The organism is Nocardiopsis moroccensis, assembly GCF_055763695.1.
In genome coordinates, this window is record NZ_CP199747.1 from 2,521,423 (window position 1) to 2,539,765 (window position 18,343).

The 18,343-nt window shown below is 70.9% G+C and carries 14 protein-coding genes and 1 pseudogene; 9 read left to right on the forward strand and 6 right to left on the reverse strand.

Annotation, left to right across the window (positions count from 1 at the left end; genetic code table 11):
* Window position 1: 1 nt before the first annotated feature.
* Window positions 2-916, forward strand: coding sequence for an EamA family transporter (locus ACUKCB_RS11210; RefSeq protein ID WP_473040450.1), 915 nt, complete (start codon window positions 2-4; stop codon window positions 914-916).
* Window positions 917-1,058: 142 nt separating this feature from the next.
* On the opposite strand, the gene ACUKCB_RS11215 is transcribed toward ACUKCB_RS11210, so the two are convergent.
* From ACUKCB_RS11215 to ACUKCB_RS11230, 4 genes and pseudogenes are all read right to left on the reverse strand, one after another.
* Complete coding sequence (locus ACUKCB_RS11215) at window positions 1,059-2,558, reverse strand: SulP family inorganic anion transporter (protein WP_473040976.1); 1,500 nt, start codon at window positions 2,556-2,558, stop codon at window positions 1,059-1,061.
* A 467-nt stretch (window positions 2,559-3,025) separates the two neighbouring features.
* Complete coding sequence (locus ACUKCB_RS11220) at window positions 3,026-4,348, reverse strand: MFS transporter (RefSeq protein WP_473040451.1); 1,323 nt, start codon at window positions 4,346-4,348, stop codon at window positions 3,026-3,028.
* Between the two features lie 48 nt (window positions 4,349-4,396).
* Window positions 4,397-5,736: pseudogene (locus tag ACUKCB_RS11225) on the reverse strand (GTP-binding protein).
* A 19-nt stretch (window positions 5,737-5,755) separates the two neighbouring features.
* Entirely contained in the window at window positions 5,756-6,163 is a 408-nt protein-coding gene (locus ACUKCB_RS11230) for a MerR family transcriptional regulator (protein ID WP_473040452.1), read from the reverse strand.
* Between the two features lie 570 nt (window positions 6,164-6,733).
* Here ACUKCB_RS11230 and ACUKCB_RS11235 point away from each other — a divergent pair.
* Together ACUKCB_RS11235 and ACUKCB_RS11240 are read left to right on the forward strand one after the other, a co-directional pair.
* Entirely contained in the window at window positions 6,734-6,919 is a 186-nt protein-coding gene (locus tag ACUKCB_RS11235; protein ID WP_191271394.1) for a hypothetical protein, read from the forward strand.
* 170 nt (window positions 6,920-7,089) lie between these two features.
* Window positions 7,090-8,208, forward strand: coding sequence for a COX15/CtaA family protein (locus ACUKCB_RS11240; RefSeq protein WP_473040453.1), 1,119 nt, complete (start codon window positions 7,090-7,092; stop codon window positions 8,206-8,208).
* On the opposite strand, the gene ACUKCB_RS11245 is transcribed toward ACUKCB_RS11240, so the two are convergent.
* Window positions 8,147-9,430, reverse strand: coding sequence for a PrsW family intramembrane metalloprotease (locus ACUKCB_RS11245; RefSeq protein WP_473040454.1), 1,284 nt, complete (start codon window positions 9,428-9,430; stop codon window positions 8,147-8,149). The genes ACUKCB_RS11240 and ACUKCB_RS11245 overlap by 62 nt on opposite strands.
* Window positions 9,431-9,535: 105 nt before the next feature.
* Between ACUKCB_RS11245 and ACUKCB_RS11250 the strand changes: the two genes are divergently transcribed.
* Entirely contained in the window at window positions 9,536-9,955 is a 420-nt protein-coding gene (locus ACUKCB_RS11250) for a hypothetical protein (protein ID WP_473040455.1), read from the forward strand.
* A gap of 44 nt (window positions 9,956-9,999) precedes the next feature.
* Here ACUKCB_RS11250 and ACUKCB_RS11255 read toward each other — a convergent pair whose 3' ends face one another.
* Complete coding sequence (locus ACUKCB_RS11255) at window positions 10,000-10,977, reverse strand: heme o synthase (RefSeq protein ID WP_473040456.1); 978 nt, start codon at window positions 10,975-10,977, stop codon at window positions 10,000-10,002.
* Window positions 10,978-11,599: 622 nt separating this feature from the next.
* Here ACUKCB_RS11255 and tkt point away from each other — a divergent pair.
* From tkt to pgl, 5 genes are all read left to right on the forward strand, one after another.
* Complete coding sequence (gene tkt, locus ACUKCB_RS11260) at window positions 11,600-13,693, forward strand: transketolase (RefSeq protein ID WP_473040457.1); 2,094 nt, start codon at window positions 11,600-11,602, stop codon at window positions 13,691-13,693.
* 87 nt (window positions 13,694-13,780) lie between these two features.
* Complete coding sequence (gene tal / locus ACUKCB_RS11265; RefSeq protein WP_473040458.1) at window positions 13,781-14,887, forward strand: transaldolase; 1,107 nt, start codon at window positions 13,781-13,783, stop codon at window positions 14,885-14,887.
* A gap of 133 nt (window positions 14,888-15,020) precedes the next feature.
* Window positions 15,021-16,568 carry a glucose-6-phosphate dehydrogenase gene (gene zwf, locus ACUKCB_RS11270; protein WP_473040459.1) on the forward strand — a complete coding sequence of 516 codons (1,548 nt, stop codon included), beginning with the start codon at window positions 15,021-15,023 and terminating at the stop codon, window positions 16,566-16,568.
* 28 nt (window positions 16,569-16,596) lie between these two features.
* Entirely contained in the window at window positions 16,597-17,523 is a 927-nt protein-coding gene (locus ACUKCB_RS11275) for a glucose-6-phosphate dehydrogenase assembly protein OpcA (protein WP_473040460.1), read from the forward strand.
* A complete protein-coding gene (pgl, locus tag ACUKCB_RS11280) occupies window positions 17,520-18,266 on the forward strand; it encodes a 6-phosphogluconolactonase (protein ID WP_473040461.1) in 747 nt (248 codons plus the stop codon). Before ACUKCB_RS11275 ends, pgl begins: the two co-directional genes overlap by 4 nt.
* Window positions 18,267-18,343 lie beyond the last annotated feature (77 nt).

Sequence of the window (18,343 nt, forward strand, 5' to 3'; positions counted from 1 at the left end):
CATGAGCACCCGGACCGGTTCGACCAGCACCTTCTCCCCCAGCGCGGCGCTGGGATCACTGCCCCCCGTCTGGCTGGTGATGGCCGGCATCGTCTCGGTGCAGACCGGTGCGGGCGTGGCCAAGAACCTGTTCGAGTCCCTGCCCCCGGCCGCGGTGGTGTGGCTGCGCCTGCTCACCTCGGCGGTGCTCCTGGTCCTGCTGGCCCGGCCCGCGCTGAAGGCCCGGAGCCGCGGCGACTGGCTGGTGGTGATCGGCTACGGCGTGGCCCTGGCCTCGATGAACTACCTCATCTACCAGGCCTTCGCCCGTATCCCGCTGGGTATCGCGGTGACCATCGAGTACCTGGGGCCGCTGGCGATCGCGATCATCGGCTCACGCCGCCGCGTCGACCTGTTGTGGGCGGGACTGGCGGGGCTCGGCGTGGCGGCGCTGGGGATCGAGTTCGGTGAACTCGACCCGGTGGGCGTGCTGTTCGCGGTGCTGGCCGCCACGGCCTGGGCCGGGTACATCATGCTGAGCGCCGCCACGGGGCAGCGGTTCAGCGGGGCCTCCGGCCTGGCCGTCGCCAGTGTGGTGGGTGTGGTGGTGCTTGCTCCGGCCGGGATCGCCGAGGGCGGCGCCGCCCTGCTGGACTGGCGGCTGCTGCTGTTCGGCCTGGCGGTGGGCGTACTCTCCTCCGTGGTGCCCTACACCCTGGAGCTGAACGCTCTGCGCCGGATGCCGCCGAGGGTGTTCGGGGTGCTGATGAGCCTCCAGCCCGCGGCGGCCGCCCTGGTGGGCCTGGTCCTGCTGGGTGAGCTGCTGACCGTGTGGCAGTGGCTGGCGGTGGCGTGTGTGATCACCGCGAGCGCGGGTTCGACCCGCACCTCGGCCAAACGCGACGCGCGTGAGGCGGCACAGGAGGACGACCGGTAACCGACCCGGCGGGGCACCGGGCGGCGGGACCGCCACGGGACGGGGCGCGGCCGACGGGGCTGGACGGCCGGAGAAGGCGGCGGGGCCGCCGGAGGATCTCCGACGGCCCCGCGGAGTCGCTTCCGGGCGCCCGACCGGTGGCTCAGTGGCCGCCCACCAGGGTTCCGGTCAGCTCCTTGTGCAGGTGCGCACTGGGCTTGTTCAGACCGGTGATCTCCACCTCCACGTCGTGCCTGCGGAAGTGCTCGGTGACCTGGTCCAGCGCGGCCACGGCGGAGGAGTCCCACACGTGGGCCCCCGACATGTCCACCACGACCTTGCTCAGCCCCTGCTCGGCGTAGTCGAATCGCTGCACCAGCTCACCGGTGGAGGCGAAGAAGACCTCGCCGTTGACCGAGTACACGCGGGTACCGCCGTCGGGGTCCAGCACGCTGGTGACGTCGGCCTGCATGGCGGCCTTGCGCGCGAAGAGGACCATGGACACGATCACGCCCACGATCACGCCGAGCGCCAGGTTGTGGGTCCAGACCACCACGACGACGGTGACGGCCATGACCAGGGTCTCGGTCCAGGGCATGCGCCTGACCGTGGAGGGGGCGATGCTGTGCCAGTCGAAGGTCACGATCGACACGAAGAACATCACCGCGACCAGTGCGGCGATCGGGATCATCCCGACGATGTCGCCCAGCCCCACGCACAGGATGAGCAGGAACACACCGGCCAGGAAGGTCGAGATCCGTGTCCGGGCGCCGGACTTGACGTTGATCATCGTCTGGCCGATCATCGCGCAACCGGCCATCCCGCCGAAGAAGCCGACCAGCACGTTGCCGATGCCCTGGCCGCGGGCCTCACGGGCGTGGTCGGAGGAGGTCTCGGTCTGGTCGTCGACGACCTTGGCGGTCATCAGCGACTCCATCAGGCCCACCAGCGCCAACGTCACCGCGTAGGGCAGGACCAGCGTGAGGGTCTCGACGTTGAACGGCACGTCCGGGATCAGCGGGATCGGAAGGGTGCTGGGCAGCTCGCCCATGTCACCCACGGTGCGAGCGGGGATGCCCATGGCCAGGGCGCCCACGGTGAGCACCACGATGGCCACCAGCGGGGCGGGGATCGCCTTGGTGATCAGCGGCAGGCCGAAGATGATGACCAGCCCGACGGCGACCATCGCGTAGATGGGCACCCCGACCCCGGCCAGGTGCGGCAGCTGGGCCAGGAAGATCAGGATGGCCAGGGCGTTGATGAACCCGGTCATCACGCTGGGCGGCACGAACCGCATCAGCTTGGCCACGCCCAGCAGACCCAGTCCGACCTGGATCAGACCGGCCAGGATGGTGGCCGCGATCAGGTAGTCGACCCCGTACTCGATGGACAGCGGGGCGACCACCAGCGCCATGGCGCCGGTGGCGGCGGAGATCATCGCCGGCCGTCCGCCCAGGAAGGCGATGGACACGGCCATGATGAAGGAGGCGTACAGGCCGACCCGGGGGTCGACCCCGGCGATCAGGGAGAACGCGATCGCCTCGGGGATCAGGGCCAGGGCGACGACCAGACCGGCCATCACGTCGGCGCGCAACTGGGCCCCGCTGGGGATTTTGGACATCAGGGACCCTCGTCGGGTCTTCAGCAGACTCATGGAACCCATCTGGTTCGGGCAGTCCACGTCGAGGACTGCGGTGTTCACACGTCAGGTGGTGCGGCGACGGCGCGGAGGGCGCCACCCGGCCCGGTGGGACCGCGGCGGCAGGCGCCTGGGGTTCTCCGGTGCGGCACCCGACGGGTGCCCCGGAGCGCGGCCTCGTCGCCGCGTGCCCGACTCCGTCCCTGGAGGCGGATCGGGAGGCATGTGGGGTTTCCGCCTTGTGCGTGCGGAACCGACCTGCTTCAAATTTACAGTTACGTGAGGGTTCGAGTCACGCAGAGCGACTGAGACAACTGTCACAGAGGCGGAGAATGACGGATCTTCCCTGATCAAAATATGTGATCTCGATGGCAGCCGCATTTCCGGCGGGATAACCCAAAGTGATTTTTTGGGCGGAATCCTGGGATTTTCACACGCCTTGCTCAGCCACACCGGGAGCGCCCCCTCGACGGGGCGGTTCACCTGGGGTTTCAGCCGACCTGATCGTGGTGTGGCGCAGGAGGGGCAAGGGAGGTCCGGGGCTTGCGCGCGAAACACACCGCGACCGCGACAACGGCGCACAGCAGGACCAGACCCATGATTCCCGGGCGATAGGAGTCCGCCCAGCCGTGGGCCAGGGACAGCAGGATGGGCCCCACGGCGGTGGAGGCGACCGCCACGGACTGGGTCAGACCGCGCAGGGTCCCCAGACTCGCCGTACCGAAGTAGAAGGGCAGCGCGGCGCTCTCGACGGCACGGGCTCCGGAGGCCGCCGCGCCCAGTGCGGCCCCGTAGAGCAGAGCGCCCCACCCGGGGGCCACCAGCGGCAGGGCAACCAGGGCCAGGGCGTGCATGGCCATGGCCGCGCTCATCAGCGCTTTCGGGGAGACCCGGTCCGCCGCCGACCCGAACAGCAGGGCCGCGCCCAGACCGGCGACCGTCTGGGGAAGGAAGTTGGCGGCGGCCTGGGCGGGGGTGAGCCCCTGCTCCCCCAGGACGGAGATCTGGTGGAAGAACACGGCGGTGGAGACCAGACCGCTGCACGCGATGGCTCCGGCCATCGCCCAGAACATGGAGGTGCGAGCGATCGCGGAAAGGGGCCAGGCCGACGTCCCGGTGCCCGAGCCCGGGCTCTGCGGGCAGGCCTGGTCCGCCGAGGGCGCCCGGGTCGCGCCGCGCAGCCCCCACAGGGCCAGCGGCAGGACCACGACCCAGATCAGCAGCCCTTCGGCGACGAAGGTGTAGCGCCAGTCCAGGACGGTGATCGCCCGCTCGGCGAGCAGGGGGAACAGGGAGATCCCCGCTGCCCCCAGGGCACTGGTGAGGCCGAGCAGGGTGCCCCGGTTACGGGTCACCGAGATCGCGACGGCGGTGGTCGCGATCATGCTCATGCCGCCCTGTCCCAGGGCGCGCACCCCGACGAAACCAACCGTCAGCCCGACCAGTTCCTGGGCGCAGGCCAGCAGCATCAGGAAACTCCCGAAGCCGAGCGCCACCAGGGCCAGCACCCGTTGGACCCCGAAACGGTCCACCGCACGACCGATCCAGGGAAGTGCCAGAGCGCCGGACAGGGTCCCGGCCATGTAGGCCAGGGAGACCGCGGAACGGCCGACCCCGAGGTCGGCGATGACGTGGTCGACGAAGACCGCGATACCGGCGGTCTGTCCGGGGCCGCTCAGCGCCAGGACCAGCGCGGAGGCGATGACGATCCTGGGGATGGAACGGTTGGGGGCGGAGGTCTCGGAGGCGGACGGCGCGGAGGGCAGGGAAACTCCTCGGACGTGGCGGGTACGGGCGCTCTGTTCGGTGCTCACACGCGGCGCGGTGCCGCGCGCTCCGTGGGGGCGGGGACAGCCGGGCCCCTAGTCTTCCTCGTCGACGCCGCCGGCGAGCAGCGGCTCCATCAACAACGACGGGTTGTCCCGCTCGATCACCCGCAACCGCCACTTGTTGTGCACCAGCACCAACAACTCCCCGTCGTTGCGCCGCCTGAGCACCTCCGCACCCGAGAGCGCGTGCAACACCGGAGCCGACTCCGCGTCGGTGCGCCGCGCCACCGAGTACTCCAACGGCGAGGCCTCGATCGGCGAGCGGAACTCCTGCTCCATCCGGTGCCGCACCACGTCGAACTGCAGCGGACCCACCGCCGCCAGCACCGGGGCCTGCTCACCCCGCACATCCGAGGTCAGCACCTGCACCACACCCTCGGCGTCCAACTGGGCGATCCCCCGCTGGAACTGCTTGTACTTACCCGCGTCCACCGCCCGCGCCACCACGAAGTGCTCCGGCGCGAAGCTGGGAATCGGCGGGAAGACCACCTTGGGGCCGTCGTAGAGGGTGTCGCCCACCGCCAGGGCATGCGCGTTGACCAGCGCGATCACATCACCCGGGTAGGCGGTGTCGATCGTGGAGCGGTCCGAGCCGAACACCGCCTGGGTGTACTTGGTCGCGAACGGCCGCCCCGTCGAGGCGTGCGTGAGCACCATCCCCGATCGAACCGGCCCGAGGAGACCCGCACGAACGCCATCCGGTCCCGGTGGTTACGGTCCATATTGGCCTGCATCTTGAACACCTGCCCCGAGAAGGGGGAGCTCACGGGCCGGGGCACGTCCTTGGTGTCGGTCTTCGCGGACGGAGCGGGGGCGAGGCCGACGATGGTCTCCAACAGCTGGCCCACCCCGAAGTTGGACAGGGCCGCGCCGAACAGCACCGGAGAGGACTCACCCGCCATGAAGGACTCGTGATCGAAGTCGGCGCCCAGCGCCTCCAACGGCTCGATCTCCTCGGTGGCCTGCTCCCAGGCCTCCAGCTCGACCTCGGCGGCCTTGTCCGCGTCCAGCAGCATGATCGCGCAGTCCACCGCCGAGAGCACCCGGTAGGTGTCCTCGGAGAAGTCCGCGTGACCGGGGGTGTCCACCAGGTTCAACACCCGGTCGGCGTAGTCGATGCGCAACGCGGCCGAGGTGATCGAGATCCCCCGGTCCTGCTCCATCTCCATCCAGTCCGAGGTCACCCCACGACGGTCGCCCTTGCCGTGCACCGCCCCGGCCGAGGAGATCGCCGCCGCGTGCAACGCCAGGGCCTCGGTCAGCGTCGACTTACCGGCGTCCGGATGCGAGATGACCGCGAAGGTCCGCCGCCGCTCCGCCTCGTGAACGACCTCAGCAGTCACCTTGTCCGTCGCCGGCGCCGTCACGATCACTCCTCGCACGTGTGGGTTCTCAGGTGGGGGCGTCGGCCCTGGCCCGTTGTTCGCGTAGCCGTCCGGCGAACTCCTCGGCCATGGCCAGTTGCTTCTGCAGGGCCTGGCAACGGGCGACGATGGCCGCCTCGAAGGCGTCGAGCCTCTCGCTGAGGGCCTCCCGGTCCTGGACGGAGGTCTGCTCGGCCCCGAGCCGGTCGAGGGTCTCCAGCAGCTCCCGGGTCTCCTCCAGGCTGAAATCCAGCGGTTTCATCCGCTTGATGAGGTTCAGTCGGTCGACGTCCTCCTGGGTGTAGAGACGGAAGCCCCCACGCGAACGGGCGGACGGCACGACGAGGCCGACCTCGCCGTAGTAGCGGATGGTCCGCAAGGACAGGCCGGTCCGTTCGGCCACCTCACCGATCTGCATGTGGCCCGGTTCAGGCATCGGGGCGCCCCTTCTTATTAACTCTACTCTAACGTCAGGTTCGTTCGGGTGATGTTGGCCGTCGAAGGCGCCATGTTAGTGCGCTCCCGCACCAGGAGGATTTCATGCCGCGTCGGATGACCCGTCCGAACCACGTAGGAAAGGGGAGCCCCGTCGATGAGGACTCGGGCGCGGGGCCCGCGCCCGACCGGAACACCTGCGAGGTGGCACGGACCACGGCAGGGGTCGCGGCCGCGGCCGTGCCACCACGGGAGGGCGCGGAGCGCGAAGGAAGCAGGTCGACCCTCCACAGCAAACCCTACCCTCTCGTGAGGGTATATTTGTCGGTGAAGCTTCGCCCGTGTACCCGTCGCGGACTCCGGACCACACCGGCCCCTGTCGGGCCAATGCGGGCACGACCCGGGACAACGGGAGGCCACGCCCCCGCCTGCTGAGCCATCAGCACGGCAGCACATCACCACAAGTAGGACAAACATCGCACGGGCTGCGTTTTCTCCCACCCGAGCCCGGCAATTGATGCCCCTGGGAAGGCCGACCCGCTCCTGAGTACTCGCATCCGGAAGGGAAACCATGCGCATCGCCGCCAAGCTCGCCCTGACCCTGTTCTTCACCGCCAGCCTGCTCGGGCTGGGCGCCGGTGCCGCCTCAGCCGGCACGTGGGCCTACCAGCAGTGCGTCCAGGAGCAGCAGTCGCTCGGCCTGCTCAACCTCAACCTCAACCTGCTGAACCAGTGCATCGCGCAGTACGACGACTGAGGCGCCGCGGCTGACCGGCACCGAGGCCGGTCAGCACCGACCGCCCGCCCGGGGTCCCGGAACGCGTTCCGGGACCCCTCGCGTGTTCCGGAAGAAACCCGTCATCGCAGGTGGCGACCTGTGTCGGGGGTGCGTCGGAAACCCCGGAAGCGTGTACTACGCTTTGTCGTATGTTTGCATCCCCGGCCTCCGCGGCGACGGCCACGAACACACTCACACCGCTCGCTGCGGACGAGATGGAGGACATCGTCCTCCTCGGCGTCCCCCTCTGGGGCTGGCAGATCGTCCTGGCCGCCGCGGGTGTCCTGGCGCTGGTCCTGCTGGCCCGCAGCATCTGGGAGCCCACCCCGAGGTCGCTGCGCGCCTGGGCCCTGGGGAACATCGTCGTCAACGCCGGGATCGCCGTCACCGGGGCGACCGTACGGGTCACCTCCTCCGGCCTGGGCTGCTCCGAATGGCCCCGGTGCACCCCGGACAGCTTCGTACCCATCGACACCGGGCACGCCGCCCTCAACGCCGCCATCGAGTTCGGCAACCGCACGCTGACCTTCGTGGTCCTGGCGGTCGCCGTGATCACCCTCGTCGCCGTGCTGCGCACGAGCCCGCGCCGACGCGATCTCGTCCGGCTGGCCGCGATCATCCCGATCGGTGTGCTGGGCCAGGGCGTGGTCGGCGGCATCACCGTCTGGACCGACCTGCACCCCGCCTCGGTCGCCGCCCACTTCCTGCTGTCCATGGTGATGGTCTTCATCACCGTCGCGCTGTACGTGCGCTGCCAGGAGCCCGAGGGCAGGCCCCGGATCTGTGTGGGCCCCATGCTGCACACGGTGAGCGTCGGCCTGGTCGTGGTCGGCTTCCTGCTGCTGATCGCCGGAACCGTGGTCACCGGCACCGGGCCGCACGGCGGTGACGCCGCGGCCCCGCGCTGGGACCTGGACCTGCCCGCGATCACCCGGGTGCACTCGGCCCTGGCCTGGCTCACCCTGTTGGGCAGCCTCCTCGCCACCGCGATCGCCTTCCGCGGCGGCGCCTCCCGGCCCGCCCGCAGGAGCAGTGCGGCCCTGCTCGCGATCGTGCTGCTCCAGGGCGTGCTCGGCTACACCCAGTACGCCCTGGAACTGCCCGAGGCCCTGGTGGTGCTGCACGTGCTCGGCTCCGCGCTCACCTGGGTCGCGGTCTCCCGCCTGTACTTCGCCACCACACGGCTGGTGCCGCCGGGCGAGGACCTCACTGCGGAGGCTGCCCGTGCCGGGGCACGTAGTCCTGCTGAGCCTGCGTCTGGGCGATGACGTGCGCGAAGTCCGCGCGGCGCAGGAAACCCGAGTCGGTGGGGTTCTCCGCCCACCCCGGCTTCACCGGCTGGGGCAGCCGCCCCAGGAAGGTGTCCCGGGCCACGTGCATCAGTGCCAGGAACGAGTCACGGCGAACCTTCCAGTCCTGTCGGGGTAGGCCGAGGTCGAGTTTCTGGTGCAGCAGGGCGAGCTCGGTCGCGGCCAGCTGGTATTCCTTCATCGCGAGGCGGCCGCGGGCTCCCGCGTTCTGCGCGGCCCACTCCCGGGCCTGGCGCCGCGCCGTCATCGAACTGAGCATGGTGATGTCGGACGGGGTGACCAGGCCGGTGGAGATGTAGGGCGGCAGGTACCGGTCGATCGCCGCGACCTGGCTGCGGCGGTCGCGGGCGGCGAGCACCAGGATGCCCAGGAGCACCAGGAACAGCACCAGGTAGGCCGCCCCCAGCCCGGACCAGCCGAAAGTGGTCGCCGCGTTCCACATGCCGTGCAGGAGGACCGCCGCCACCCATCCGGCGAACGGCGCCAGGAAGCGGAGGCCGCCGGTGCGCATGGCGGCGTAGGCCACGCCGAGGCCGATCATCGCGGTGTAGACCGGGTGCCCGAAGGGCGCGACGAGGCCGCGGATGGCGAAGGTCGCGACGAGCGTGCCGTCGAAGAAGGCGCTGAGGAAGTAGAGGATGTTCTCGGTGAAGGCGAACCCGGTCGCCACCATCCCGGCGTAGATCACACCGTCGGTGAAGGTGTCGATCTCGTTGCGGCGCCGCCAGAGCAGGATGAGCAGGACCACGCCCTTGGCGCTCTCCTCCACGACCGGAGCCACCAGCGCCGTACTGAGGAAGTCGGCCACCCCCTCGCCGAACACCGGCACCGTGAAGTAGGTCAGCCCCCAGGTGTTGAGCAGGAGCGAGGCGACGACAGCCACGCCCCCGCCCCACACGAACGCGAAGAACAGCACCCAGCCCGGTTCCGGTTCCAGCCGGTCGAGCATGAGGATGAGCGGCACCAGGATCGTGACCGGGACGACCGCGGTCACCAGGCTGACGAGGAACCCGGTCGCACCGTCGATCCCGGCCGCCGCTCCCCCGGCCATCGCCAGCATCCACAGGTACCCGAGCATGCCGAGCATGCACACCACACTGACGGTGGTGCCCAGGATGAGGGTCGTCGAGTAACGGGAGCGGCGTCCCTGGAGGATCGCCTTGCTGTCGAGTCGGGGCATGGGGACAGATCGTAGCGGTTGGACGCCCGCCGGGAGGAGCCGGAGGGGCCGACCCGGGTACGACACAATCGGACCTGTTCAACCGTCACGAAGGAAGGCCGCACCATGGACCCGAAAACGACAGCCGACCGGGCGGGCAACCCGCTCTGGCTCCTGGTACTGCGCATCGCGGTCGGTGCCAGTCTGGCCGCCCTCCTGTGGGAGTTCGCCACGGCGGGGCAACTGGTCACCTTCAACACCGAAGCGCTGCCGCTGCACTACGGCGGGGCCTTCGCCGTGCATGCGGCCACCGGCGTGCAGCTGTTGGCGGCACTCCTGGTGTGGCGGCTGCCGGGAGCAGGGTCGCCCGGCGGGCCCCGGCACGACCGCCTGGTCGCGGTGGTGAGCCTGCTGGCGTTCCTGCTCGGCTTCGGCCAGGCCGCGCTGGGCACCTACGGGCCGCTCCAGGCGCACGTGCCGCTGGCGATGCTGCTGGTGGCGCTGGTCGTGTGGTCCGCGGTCCTCGTCTGGGGCCGCCGGGGCTGAGCCCCGGACCGCCCCGGGTCTTCGGGGCGTCCCTCGGACGAGGATCAGACGAGGAAGCGCGCGATCAGGGGGTCGACGGTGACCGCGGCGAACAGCAGCGCCAGGTAGGCGTTGGAGAGGTGGAAGAAACCCATCGTCTTCAGCCGGGCCCCGGTCACCCCCGCCTTCGAGCGGCTGAGCAGGCGGTGTGCCTGGATGACCAGCAGGGCGCCCAGGACGAGGGCGACCGCACCGTAGAACCAGGTGGTTCCGGCCACCGGCCAGAAGATCAGCGAGACGATCGCGGTCGCCCAGCTGTACAGCACCGACTCCAGCAGGACCCGGCGGTCGCTGGCGACCACGGGCAGCATCGGGACCTTGGCGGCCGCGTAGTCCTCGCGGTAGCGCATGGCCAGCGTCCAGGTGTGCGGCGGCGTCCAGAAGAACACGACCAGGAAGAGCACGAACGGTGCCCAGTCGAGGCTGTTGGTGACGGCCGCCCAGCCGATGAGGACCGGCATGCAGCCGGCGATGCCACCCCACACGACGTTCTGCGCGGTGCGCCGCTTGAGCAGCATCGTGTAGACGAAGATGTAGAAGGCGATCGCGAAGAGCGACAGCACGGCCGAGAGCACGTTGACGAGTGCGAGGAAGCCGACGGTGGAACCGACCGCCAGGATCAGGCCGTAGACGAGGGCGCCGCGCGGGGTCACCAGGTCCATCGCGCCCGGACGCTGGCGGGTGCGACGCATCTCACGGTCGATGTCGCGGTCGATGTAGCAGTTCATCGCGTTCGCGCTGGCCGCCGACATGGTGCCGAACAGCAGGGTGGCGACCGCGGTCCACAGCGGCGGCACACCCCCGGCGGCGACGAACATCACCGGGATGGTGGTGATGAGCAGCAGCTCGATGACGCGCGGCTTGGAGAGGGCGACGTAGGCGCGGGCGTAGGCGCCGAACGAGGCCCTGCGGGGGGCCTCCGGCGCGGGGGCGGCCGCCTCGCCGCTCTCCTGGGTCTGCGGGGAACGGTTGGTGAGCGCCATCAGTTCCGCGTCCTCACGTCCGGAAGCACTGCTGTCCCCCGGGGGGCCGGCTCGGTTTCAGACACGCGGATACCTCGACAACTCTTGGGGATTTCGACACTGCTCGCCACGCGGGGTCGAACGGCCCGACAAAGCGTCAGGATCAGCCAAAACCCCGTCAACGACAAAGTGTAGTACTTGGCTGCGGGGGCCGGTGACCAACCCCCTCCGTACGGGTGGCCTCCGGCAGGGGCCCGGCGGCCTCCGCATCGGGCGCCCGCCGCCCGCACGGGTGTAGAGAAGGTTCGCACAGCCCTCGCCGTGCTTCCAACGTGCCACGCGCCCGGGAGGAGGGCCGGGGTGTGCAGGAACCCGCGCACCTGCTGCGTTACCCACAACTAATAGGAGGTGTCGGGCAACGACATCCCCGGCCACGGACGATAGGCTCAAAGTCGGCAACGTGCGGCCGAGCCACGTCCACAGCCGATGCCGATGCCGATGGCGACCCCGCCCTCCCGCGTTCCCCCCGCGACCCGCCCGACCGGCGGGCCGCCGACGGGGTGCCCGGCGACAACCTGCACGCACAACCGCACACCCGCCCCGGAACCGGGTGCACGGGTGCCCGAGAAGGAGACCAAAGGCCGTGAACGCCCACACCCCGAACACCCTGGAGTGGTCGGACCTCGACCTCCGCGCCGTCAACACGGTCCGGGCGCTGGCCATGGACGCGGTAGAGAAGTCGGGTAACGGTCACCCCGGCACCGCGATGAGCCTCGCTCCCGCCGCCTACCTCCTCTTCCAGAAGATCATGCGGCACGACCCCGCCGCGCCCGACTGGGTGGGCCGGGACCGGTTCGTGCTGTCGATCGGCCACTCCAGCCTCACCCTGTACATCCAGCTCTACCTGGCCGGGTACGGCCTCACCATCGACGACCTCAAGGGGCTGCGCCAGTGGGACAGCCTGACTCCGGGCCACCCCGAGGTCGGCCACACCGCCGGCGTGGAGACCACCACCGGCCCACTGGGGCAGGGCGTCGGCAACGCCGTCGGCATGGCCATGGCCGCCCGCCGCGAGCGCGGCCTGTTCAACCCCGAGGCCGGTCCGGGTGCCAGCCCCTTCGACCACCACGTCTACGCCTTCTGCTCCGACGGCGACGTCCAGGAGGGCGTGAGCCATGAGGCCGGCGCCCTGGCCGGGACGCAGAACCTCGGCAACCTCATCATGATCTGGGACGACAACCAGATCTCCATCGAGGACGACACCCGCATCGCGCACAGCGAGGACGTCGTGGCGCGCTACGCCGCCTACGGCTGGCACGTCGAGGAGGTCGACTGGACCGCCACCGGCGAGTACGTCGAGGACGTCGAGGCTCTCCACCGGGCGATCCTGCGCGGCAAGGCCGAGACCGAGCGTCCGACCTTCATTCGTCTGCGCACCGTCATCGGCTGGCCCTCGCCGAACAAGCAGAACACCGGCGCCATCCACGGCGCGGCGATGGGTGCCGACGAGATCTCCGCCACCAAGGAGATCCTGGGCCTGCCCGACGAGCCGTTCGCCGTCGAGGACGCCGTGATCGAGCACACCCGCAAGGCCCTGGACCGCGGCCGTGAGGCCCACGCCGCCTGGGACGAGGCCCTGCACGCCTGGCGCAAGGGTGCCGAGGAGCACGGCGAGCTCTTCGACCGCCTCCAGTCGGGCAAGCTCCCCGAGGGCTGGGAGAAGTCCCTGCCGTCCTTCGAGGCCAGCGAGAAGGGCATGGCCACCCGCAAGGCCAGCGGTGAGGTGCTCGGCGCCATCGCCCCGCTCCTGCCCGAACTGTGGGGCGGCTCCGCCGACCTCGCCGGGTCCAACAACACCACGCCCAAGGGCGAGCCGTCCTTCCTGCCCTTCGACCGGGCCAGCAGCATGTTCCCGGGCAACCCCTACGGGCGTGTGCTGCACTTCGGCGTCCGCGAGCACGGCATGGGCTCGATCCTCAACGGCATCGCCCTGCACGGCCCCACCCGCCCCTACGGCGGCACCTTCCTGGTGTTCAGCGACTACATGCGCCCGGCCGTGCGCCTGGCCGCGCTGATGAAGCTGCCGGTCACCTACGTGTGGACGCACGACTCCATCGGCCTGGGCGAGGACGGCCCCACGCACCAGCCGGTCGAGCACCTGTGGGCGCTGCGCGCCATCCCCGGCCTGGACGTGATCCGTCCGGCCGACGCCAACGAGACCGCCGTCGTCTGGCGCGAGGTCCTGGCCAACGCCGACCGCCCGTCCGCGCTGGCGCTCACCCGCCAGAACGTGCCCGTCCTGGACCGGGACACCCACGCCTCCGCCGAGGGCGCCGCCCAGGGCGGCTACGTGCTGGCCGAGGCCGGCGGCGGCACCCCCGAGGCGATCGTCGTCGCCACCGGCAGCGAGGTGTACCTGGCCCTGGAGGCCCGCGCCGAACTGGAGAAGGCCGGCACGCCCACCCGCGTGGTCTCCATGCCGTGCGTGGAGTGGTTCGACTCCCAGAGCGAGGAGTACCGGGAGCAGGTGCTGCCTTCCTCGGTGCGCGCCCGCGTGTCCGTCGAGGCCGGGATCGCCATGGGCTGGCGCTCCTACGTCGGCGACGCCGGCGTGTCGGTGAGCCTGGAGCACTTCGGTGCCTCCGCTCCCTACCAGACGCTCTACGAGAAGTTCGGCATCACCTCCGAGGCCGTCGTCGCGGCGGTCCGCGACAGTCTGGCCAAGGCCGGAAGCTGACGACGCGGGCCCGCCGGGAGGATCCCCGGCGGGCCCGCTCCGTGTGACAGGGGCGCACGCGCCCCGTGAGGAAGGCGTGAGAGAACCATGAGCACCGCTCTGAAGGACCTGGCCACGGCCGGACAGTCCGTCTGGCTGGACGACATCAGCCGTAACCGGCTGCGTACCGGCAACCTGGCCGAACTGATGTCGACGCACAACGTCACCGGCGTCACCTCGAACCCCTCCATCTTCGACAAGGCGCTCGCCGAGGGCGACGCCTACGACCTGCAGGTGCACGAGTTCGGTGTGCGCGGGGTGTCGGTGGGCGAGGCCGTCCGGCTGCTGACCGCCTACGACATCCGCTGGGCGGCGGACACCCTGCGCCCGGTGTACGAGGCCACCGACCGCGTGGACGGCCGGGTCTCCCTGGAGGTGGACCCGCGTCTGGCGCGCGAGACCGAGCGCACCGTCGCCGAGGCCAAGTCGCTGTGGTGGCTGGTCGACCGGCCCAACCTGATGATCAAGATCCCGGCGACCCTCGAGGGTCTGCCCGCGATCACCCAGGTGCTCGGGCTGGGCATCAGCGTCAACGTGACCCTGATCTTCTCCCTGGAGCGCTACCGCGCGGTCATGGACGCGTTCCTGGCCGGGCTGGAGCTGGCCCGGGAGAACGGCCATGACCTGTCCCGCATCCAGTCGGTGGCGTCGTTCTTCGTCAGCCGGGTGGACGCCGAGACGGACAAGCGCCTGAAGGGGATCGGCACCCCGCGCGCCGAGGAGCTGCTCGGCCGCGCCGCCATCGCCAACGCCCGTCTGGCCTACCGCGATTACGAGGAGGTGTTCTCCTCCGAGCGCTGGAAGGCCCTGGCCGCCGGGGGCGCCACCCCGCAGCGCCCGCTGTGGGCCTCCACCGGTGTGAAGGACCCGGCCTACCCGGACACCCGGTACGTCACCGAGCTGGTGGCCCCGGGCACCGTGAACACGATGCCGCAGGCCACCCTGGACGCCACCGCCGACCACGGCGAGGTCACCGGGGACACCGTCCGTGCGGGCTACGAGGCCGCCCAGGCCGACCTGGACGCCCTGGCCGAGGTCGGCGTGGACCTGGCCGACGTGACCCGCCACCTGGAGGAGGACGGCGTGGTCAAGTTCGTGGACTCCTGGGAGAGCCTGCTCGGCCGCCTCACCATGAAGCTCGACGAGCTCGCCTGAGCCGACGGGCCCTTCGGGGCCCGACCCGCGTCCGCGCGCACCCGGCCCGGGGCGCGCGGACGCGGGTACCGCCAGCCACCGATCCACCGGCCACTCTCGACAGGAAGCGCGGACAAGCGTGAAAGAACCGGTGATGCCGGGAGCGGTACCCAACCCGCTCCGCAACGCCCTGGACCGAAGGCTCCCCCGTATCGCCGGGCCCAGCGTGCTGGTGCTGTTCGGCGTCACGGGCGACCTGGCCCGCAAGAAACTCCTGCCCGCCATCTACGACCTCGCCAACCGCGGCATGCTGCCGCCGGGTTTCGGCCTGGTCGGTTTCGCCCGCCGTGACTGGGAGGACCAGGACTTCGCGGCCGAGGCCTACGCCGCGGTGCGCGAACACGCGCGCACCCCGTTCCGTGAGGACGTGTGGCGCCAGCTGAGCGAGGGCGTGCGGTTCGTCCAGGGCGACCTGGACGACGACAGCGCCTTCGACAACCTGGCCCGGACCGTCCGTGAGCTGGACTCCGAGCGCGGGACCGGAGGCAACTACGCCTTCTACCTGTCGCTGCCGCCCAAGCTGTTCCCGACCGTGGTCACCCAGCTCAAGCGCAGCGGTCTGGCCACCCCCGAACCCGCCGGCCCGGGCGGGGCCACGCCGTGGCGCCGGGTGGTGATCGAGAAGCCGTTCGGCCACGACCTGGAGAGCGCCAAGGAGCTCAACGCGGTGGTGGACGACGTGTTCCCGCCGTCGTCGGTGTTCCGCATCGACCACTACCTGGGCAAGGAGACGGTCCAGAACATCCTGGCGCTGCGCTTCGCCAACACCCTGTTCGAGCCGCTGTGGAACCGCAGCTACGTGGACCACGTGCAGATCACCATGGCCGAGGACATCGGTGTGGGCGGCCGCGCGGGCTACTACGACGGCATCGGCGCGGCACGCGACGTCATCCAGAACCACCTCCTGCAGCTGCTCGCGCTCGTCGCGATGGAGGAGCCCGTCTCCTACAGCGCCGACGCGATCCGCGCCGAGAAGGAGAAGGTCCTGTCCGCGGTGACGCTCCCCGACGACCTGGCCAAGGGGACGGCGCGCGGCCAGTACGCGGCCGGGTGGCAGGGCGGGGCGTCGGTCCGCGGCTACCTGGAGGAGGAGGGCATCCCCTCCGACTCGGTGACCGAGACCTACGCGGCGCTGAAGCTGGACGTGGGCACCCGCCGCTGGTCGGGGGTCCCGTTCTACCTGCGCACCGGCAAACGGCTGGGCCGCCGGGTGACCGAGGTGGCGCTGGTGTTCCAGGCGGCACCGCAGCAGATGTTCGCCCGCAGCGACATCAGCGAGCTCGGCCAGAACGCCCTGGTGCTGCGCATCCAGCCCGACGAGGGGGTCACCCTCCGGTTCGGCTCCAAGGTGCCGGGCACCTCCATGGAGGTGCGCGACGTGAGCATGGACTTCACGTACGGGCAGTCCTTCACCGAGGCCAGCCCGGAGGCCTACGAGCGGCTCATCCTGGACGTGCTCATCGGCGACCCGCCGCTGTTCCCGCGCCAGGAGGAGGTCGAGCTGTCCTGGCAGATCCTGGACCCGGTCGAGGAGTACTGGGCCAAGGACGGCCGGCCCGAACAGTACGGCTCGGGTACCTGGGGCCCCGAGTCCGCGGAGGAACTGCTCAGCAGGGACGGCCGCCAGTGGCGCCGCCCGTGACCGCCCGAGCCCGCTTCCGGAGGGACAGATGACGCTCTATCTTCCGCGCACCACGACCTCGCAGATCACCGAGGCGCTCATGGCCGAGCGGCTCAGTGTCGGCGGGGGCGCCATGAACATGGTGCTCACCCTGGTGATCGTCACCGACGAGGCCGACCACTACGACGCCGTGCGCGCCGCCACCGAGGCGGGCCGCGAGCACCCCTCGCGGGTGGTGGCGCTGATCCGCCGCGACCCGGAGGCCGAACCGGCCATCGACGCGGAGATCCGCCGCCCCGGCACCTCGGGGCCGGGCGAGGCGGTGCTGCTGCGCCTGTACGGGCCGTTGGGCGAGCACCCCGACTCGGTGCTGACCCCGCTGCTGGTCCCGGACGCCCCGGTGGTGGTGTGGTGGCCGGGCCAGGGGCCCGCCGACCCGGCCGCCGACCCGGTGGGCCGCCTGGCCCACCGTCGGATCACCGACGCCCTGCGCGCCCCGGACCCGGTATGGGACCTGGTGGAGCGGGTAGCCCACTACCGTGCGGGTGACACCGACCTGACCTGGACGCGGCTCACCCCGTGGCGTTCGCTGCTGGCCAGCGCCATGGACCAGCCGTGCGGGTGGGTGACCTCGGCCAGGGTGACGGCCGAACGCGACTACCCGAGCGCCGAGCTGTTGGCGGCGTGGTTGTCGGAGCGGTTGGAGGTGCCGGTGGAACGCGGCACCTCGGACGGGCCCGGCCTGACCGAGGTCCGGCTGACCACCGACCAGGGGGACATCACGATCTCCCGGGTGGACGGCCGGGTGGCGACCCTGTCCCGGACCGGGCAGCCGGACCAGACGGTGGCGCTGGCCCGGCGCGGCGCGGCCCTGGCGTTGGCCGAGGAGCTGCGCCGTCTGGACGCCGACGAGACCTACGCGAGCGCGGCCCGCCACCTGGGGCCGTTGCTCGCTGGAAGCGGAGTGGACCGATGACCGAACCGGAGATCGTCCGTACGAACGACGCGGGCCAGTTGGCGCAGAGCGCCGCGTCGCGGCTGGCGAAGCTGATCGTGAGCGCCGAGGTGGAGGAGCGCGAGTTCCACCTGGTGCTGACCGGCGGCGGGGTCGGTATCCGGACCCTCGCGGCGCTGCGGGACGAGGCCAAGGCCAGCGGGATGAAGTGGTCGCACGTCCACCTGTGGTGGGGGGACGAGCGCTTCCTGCCCGAGGGCGACCCCGAACGCAACGAGACCCAGGCCTGCGAGGCGCTGGTCAACGACATCGACATCCCCGCGCACCAGGTGCACCCGATGCCGTCCTCGGACGGGACCGACAACCACGACGCGGTGCGGGGGGCCACGAACTACTCGGCGGCGCTGTCCGTGGCGGCGCGGGGGAACGGCCCGGTGCCCGAGTTCGACGTGTGCCTGCTGGGTCTGGGGCCGGACGCGCACGTGGCGTCGCTGTTCCCGGGACTGCCGGGGGTGCACGAGGACGAGGCCGCCGTGGTGGCGGTGCACGACTCCCCCAAGCCGCCGCCGACGCGGATCAGCCTGACCCTGCAGGCCATCGGGGCGGCACGGCAGGTGTGGGTGCTGGCCTCGGGTGAGTCCAAGGCCGAGGCCGTACGCCTGGGGCTGTCCGGCGCGAGCGTGGACCGGGCCCCGGTGGCCGGTGCGCGCGGTAGTGAGCGGACGGTGTTCTGGGTGGACGAGGAGGCGGCCTCGAAGCTCTGAGGTCGCCCGGGAGCGGTACGTACGCACGCCCCGGCCGGAGGGTTTCCGTTCAGGAGATCCGCGGCCGGGGCGCCGTC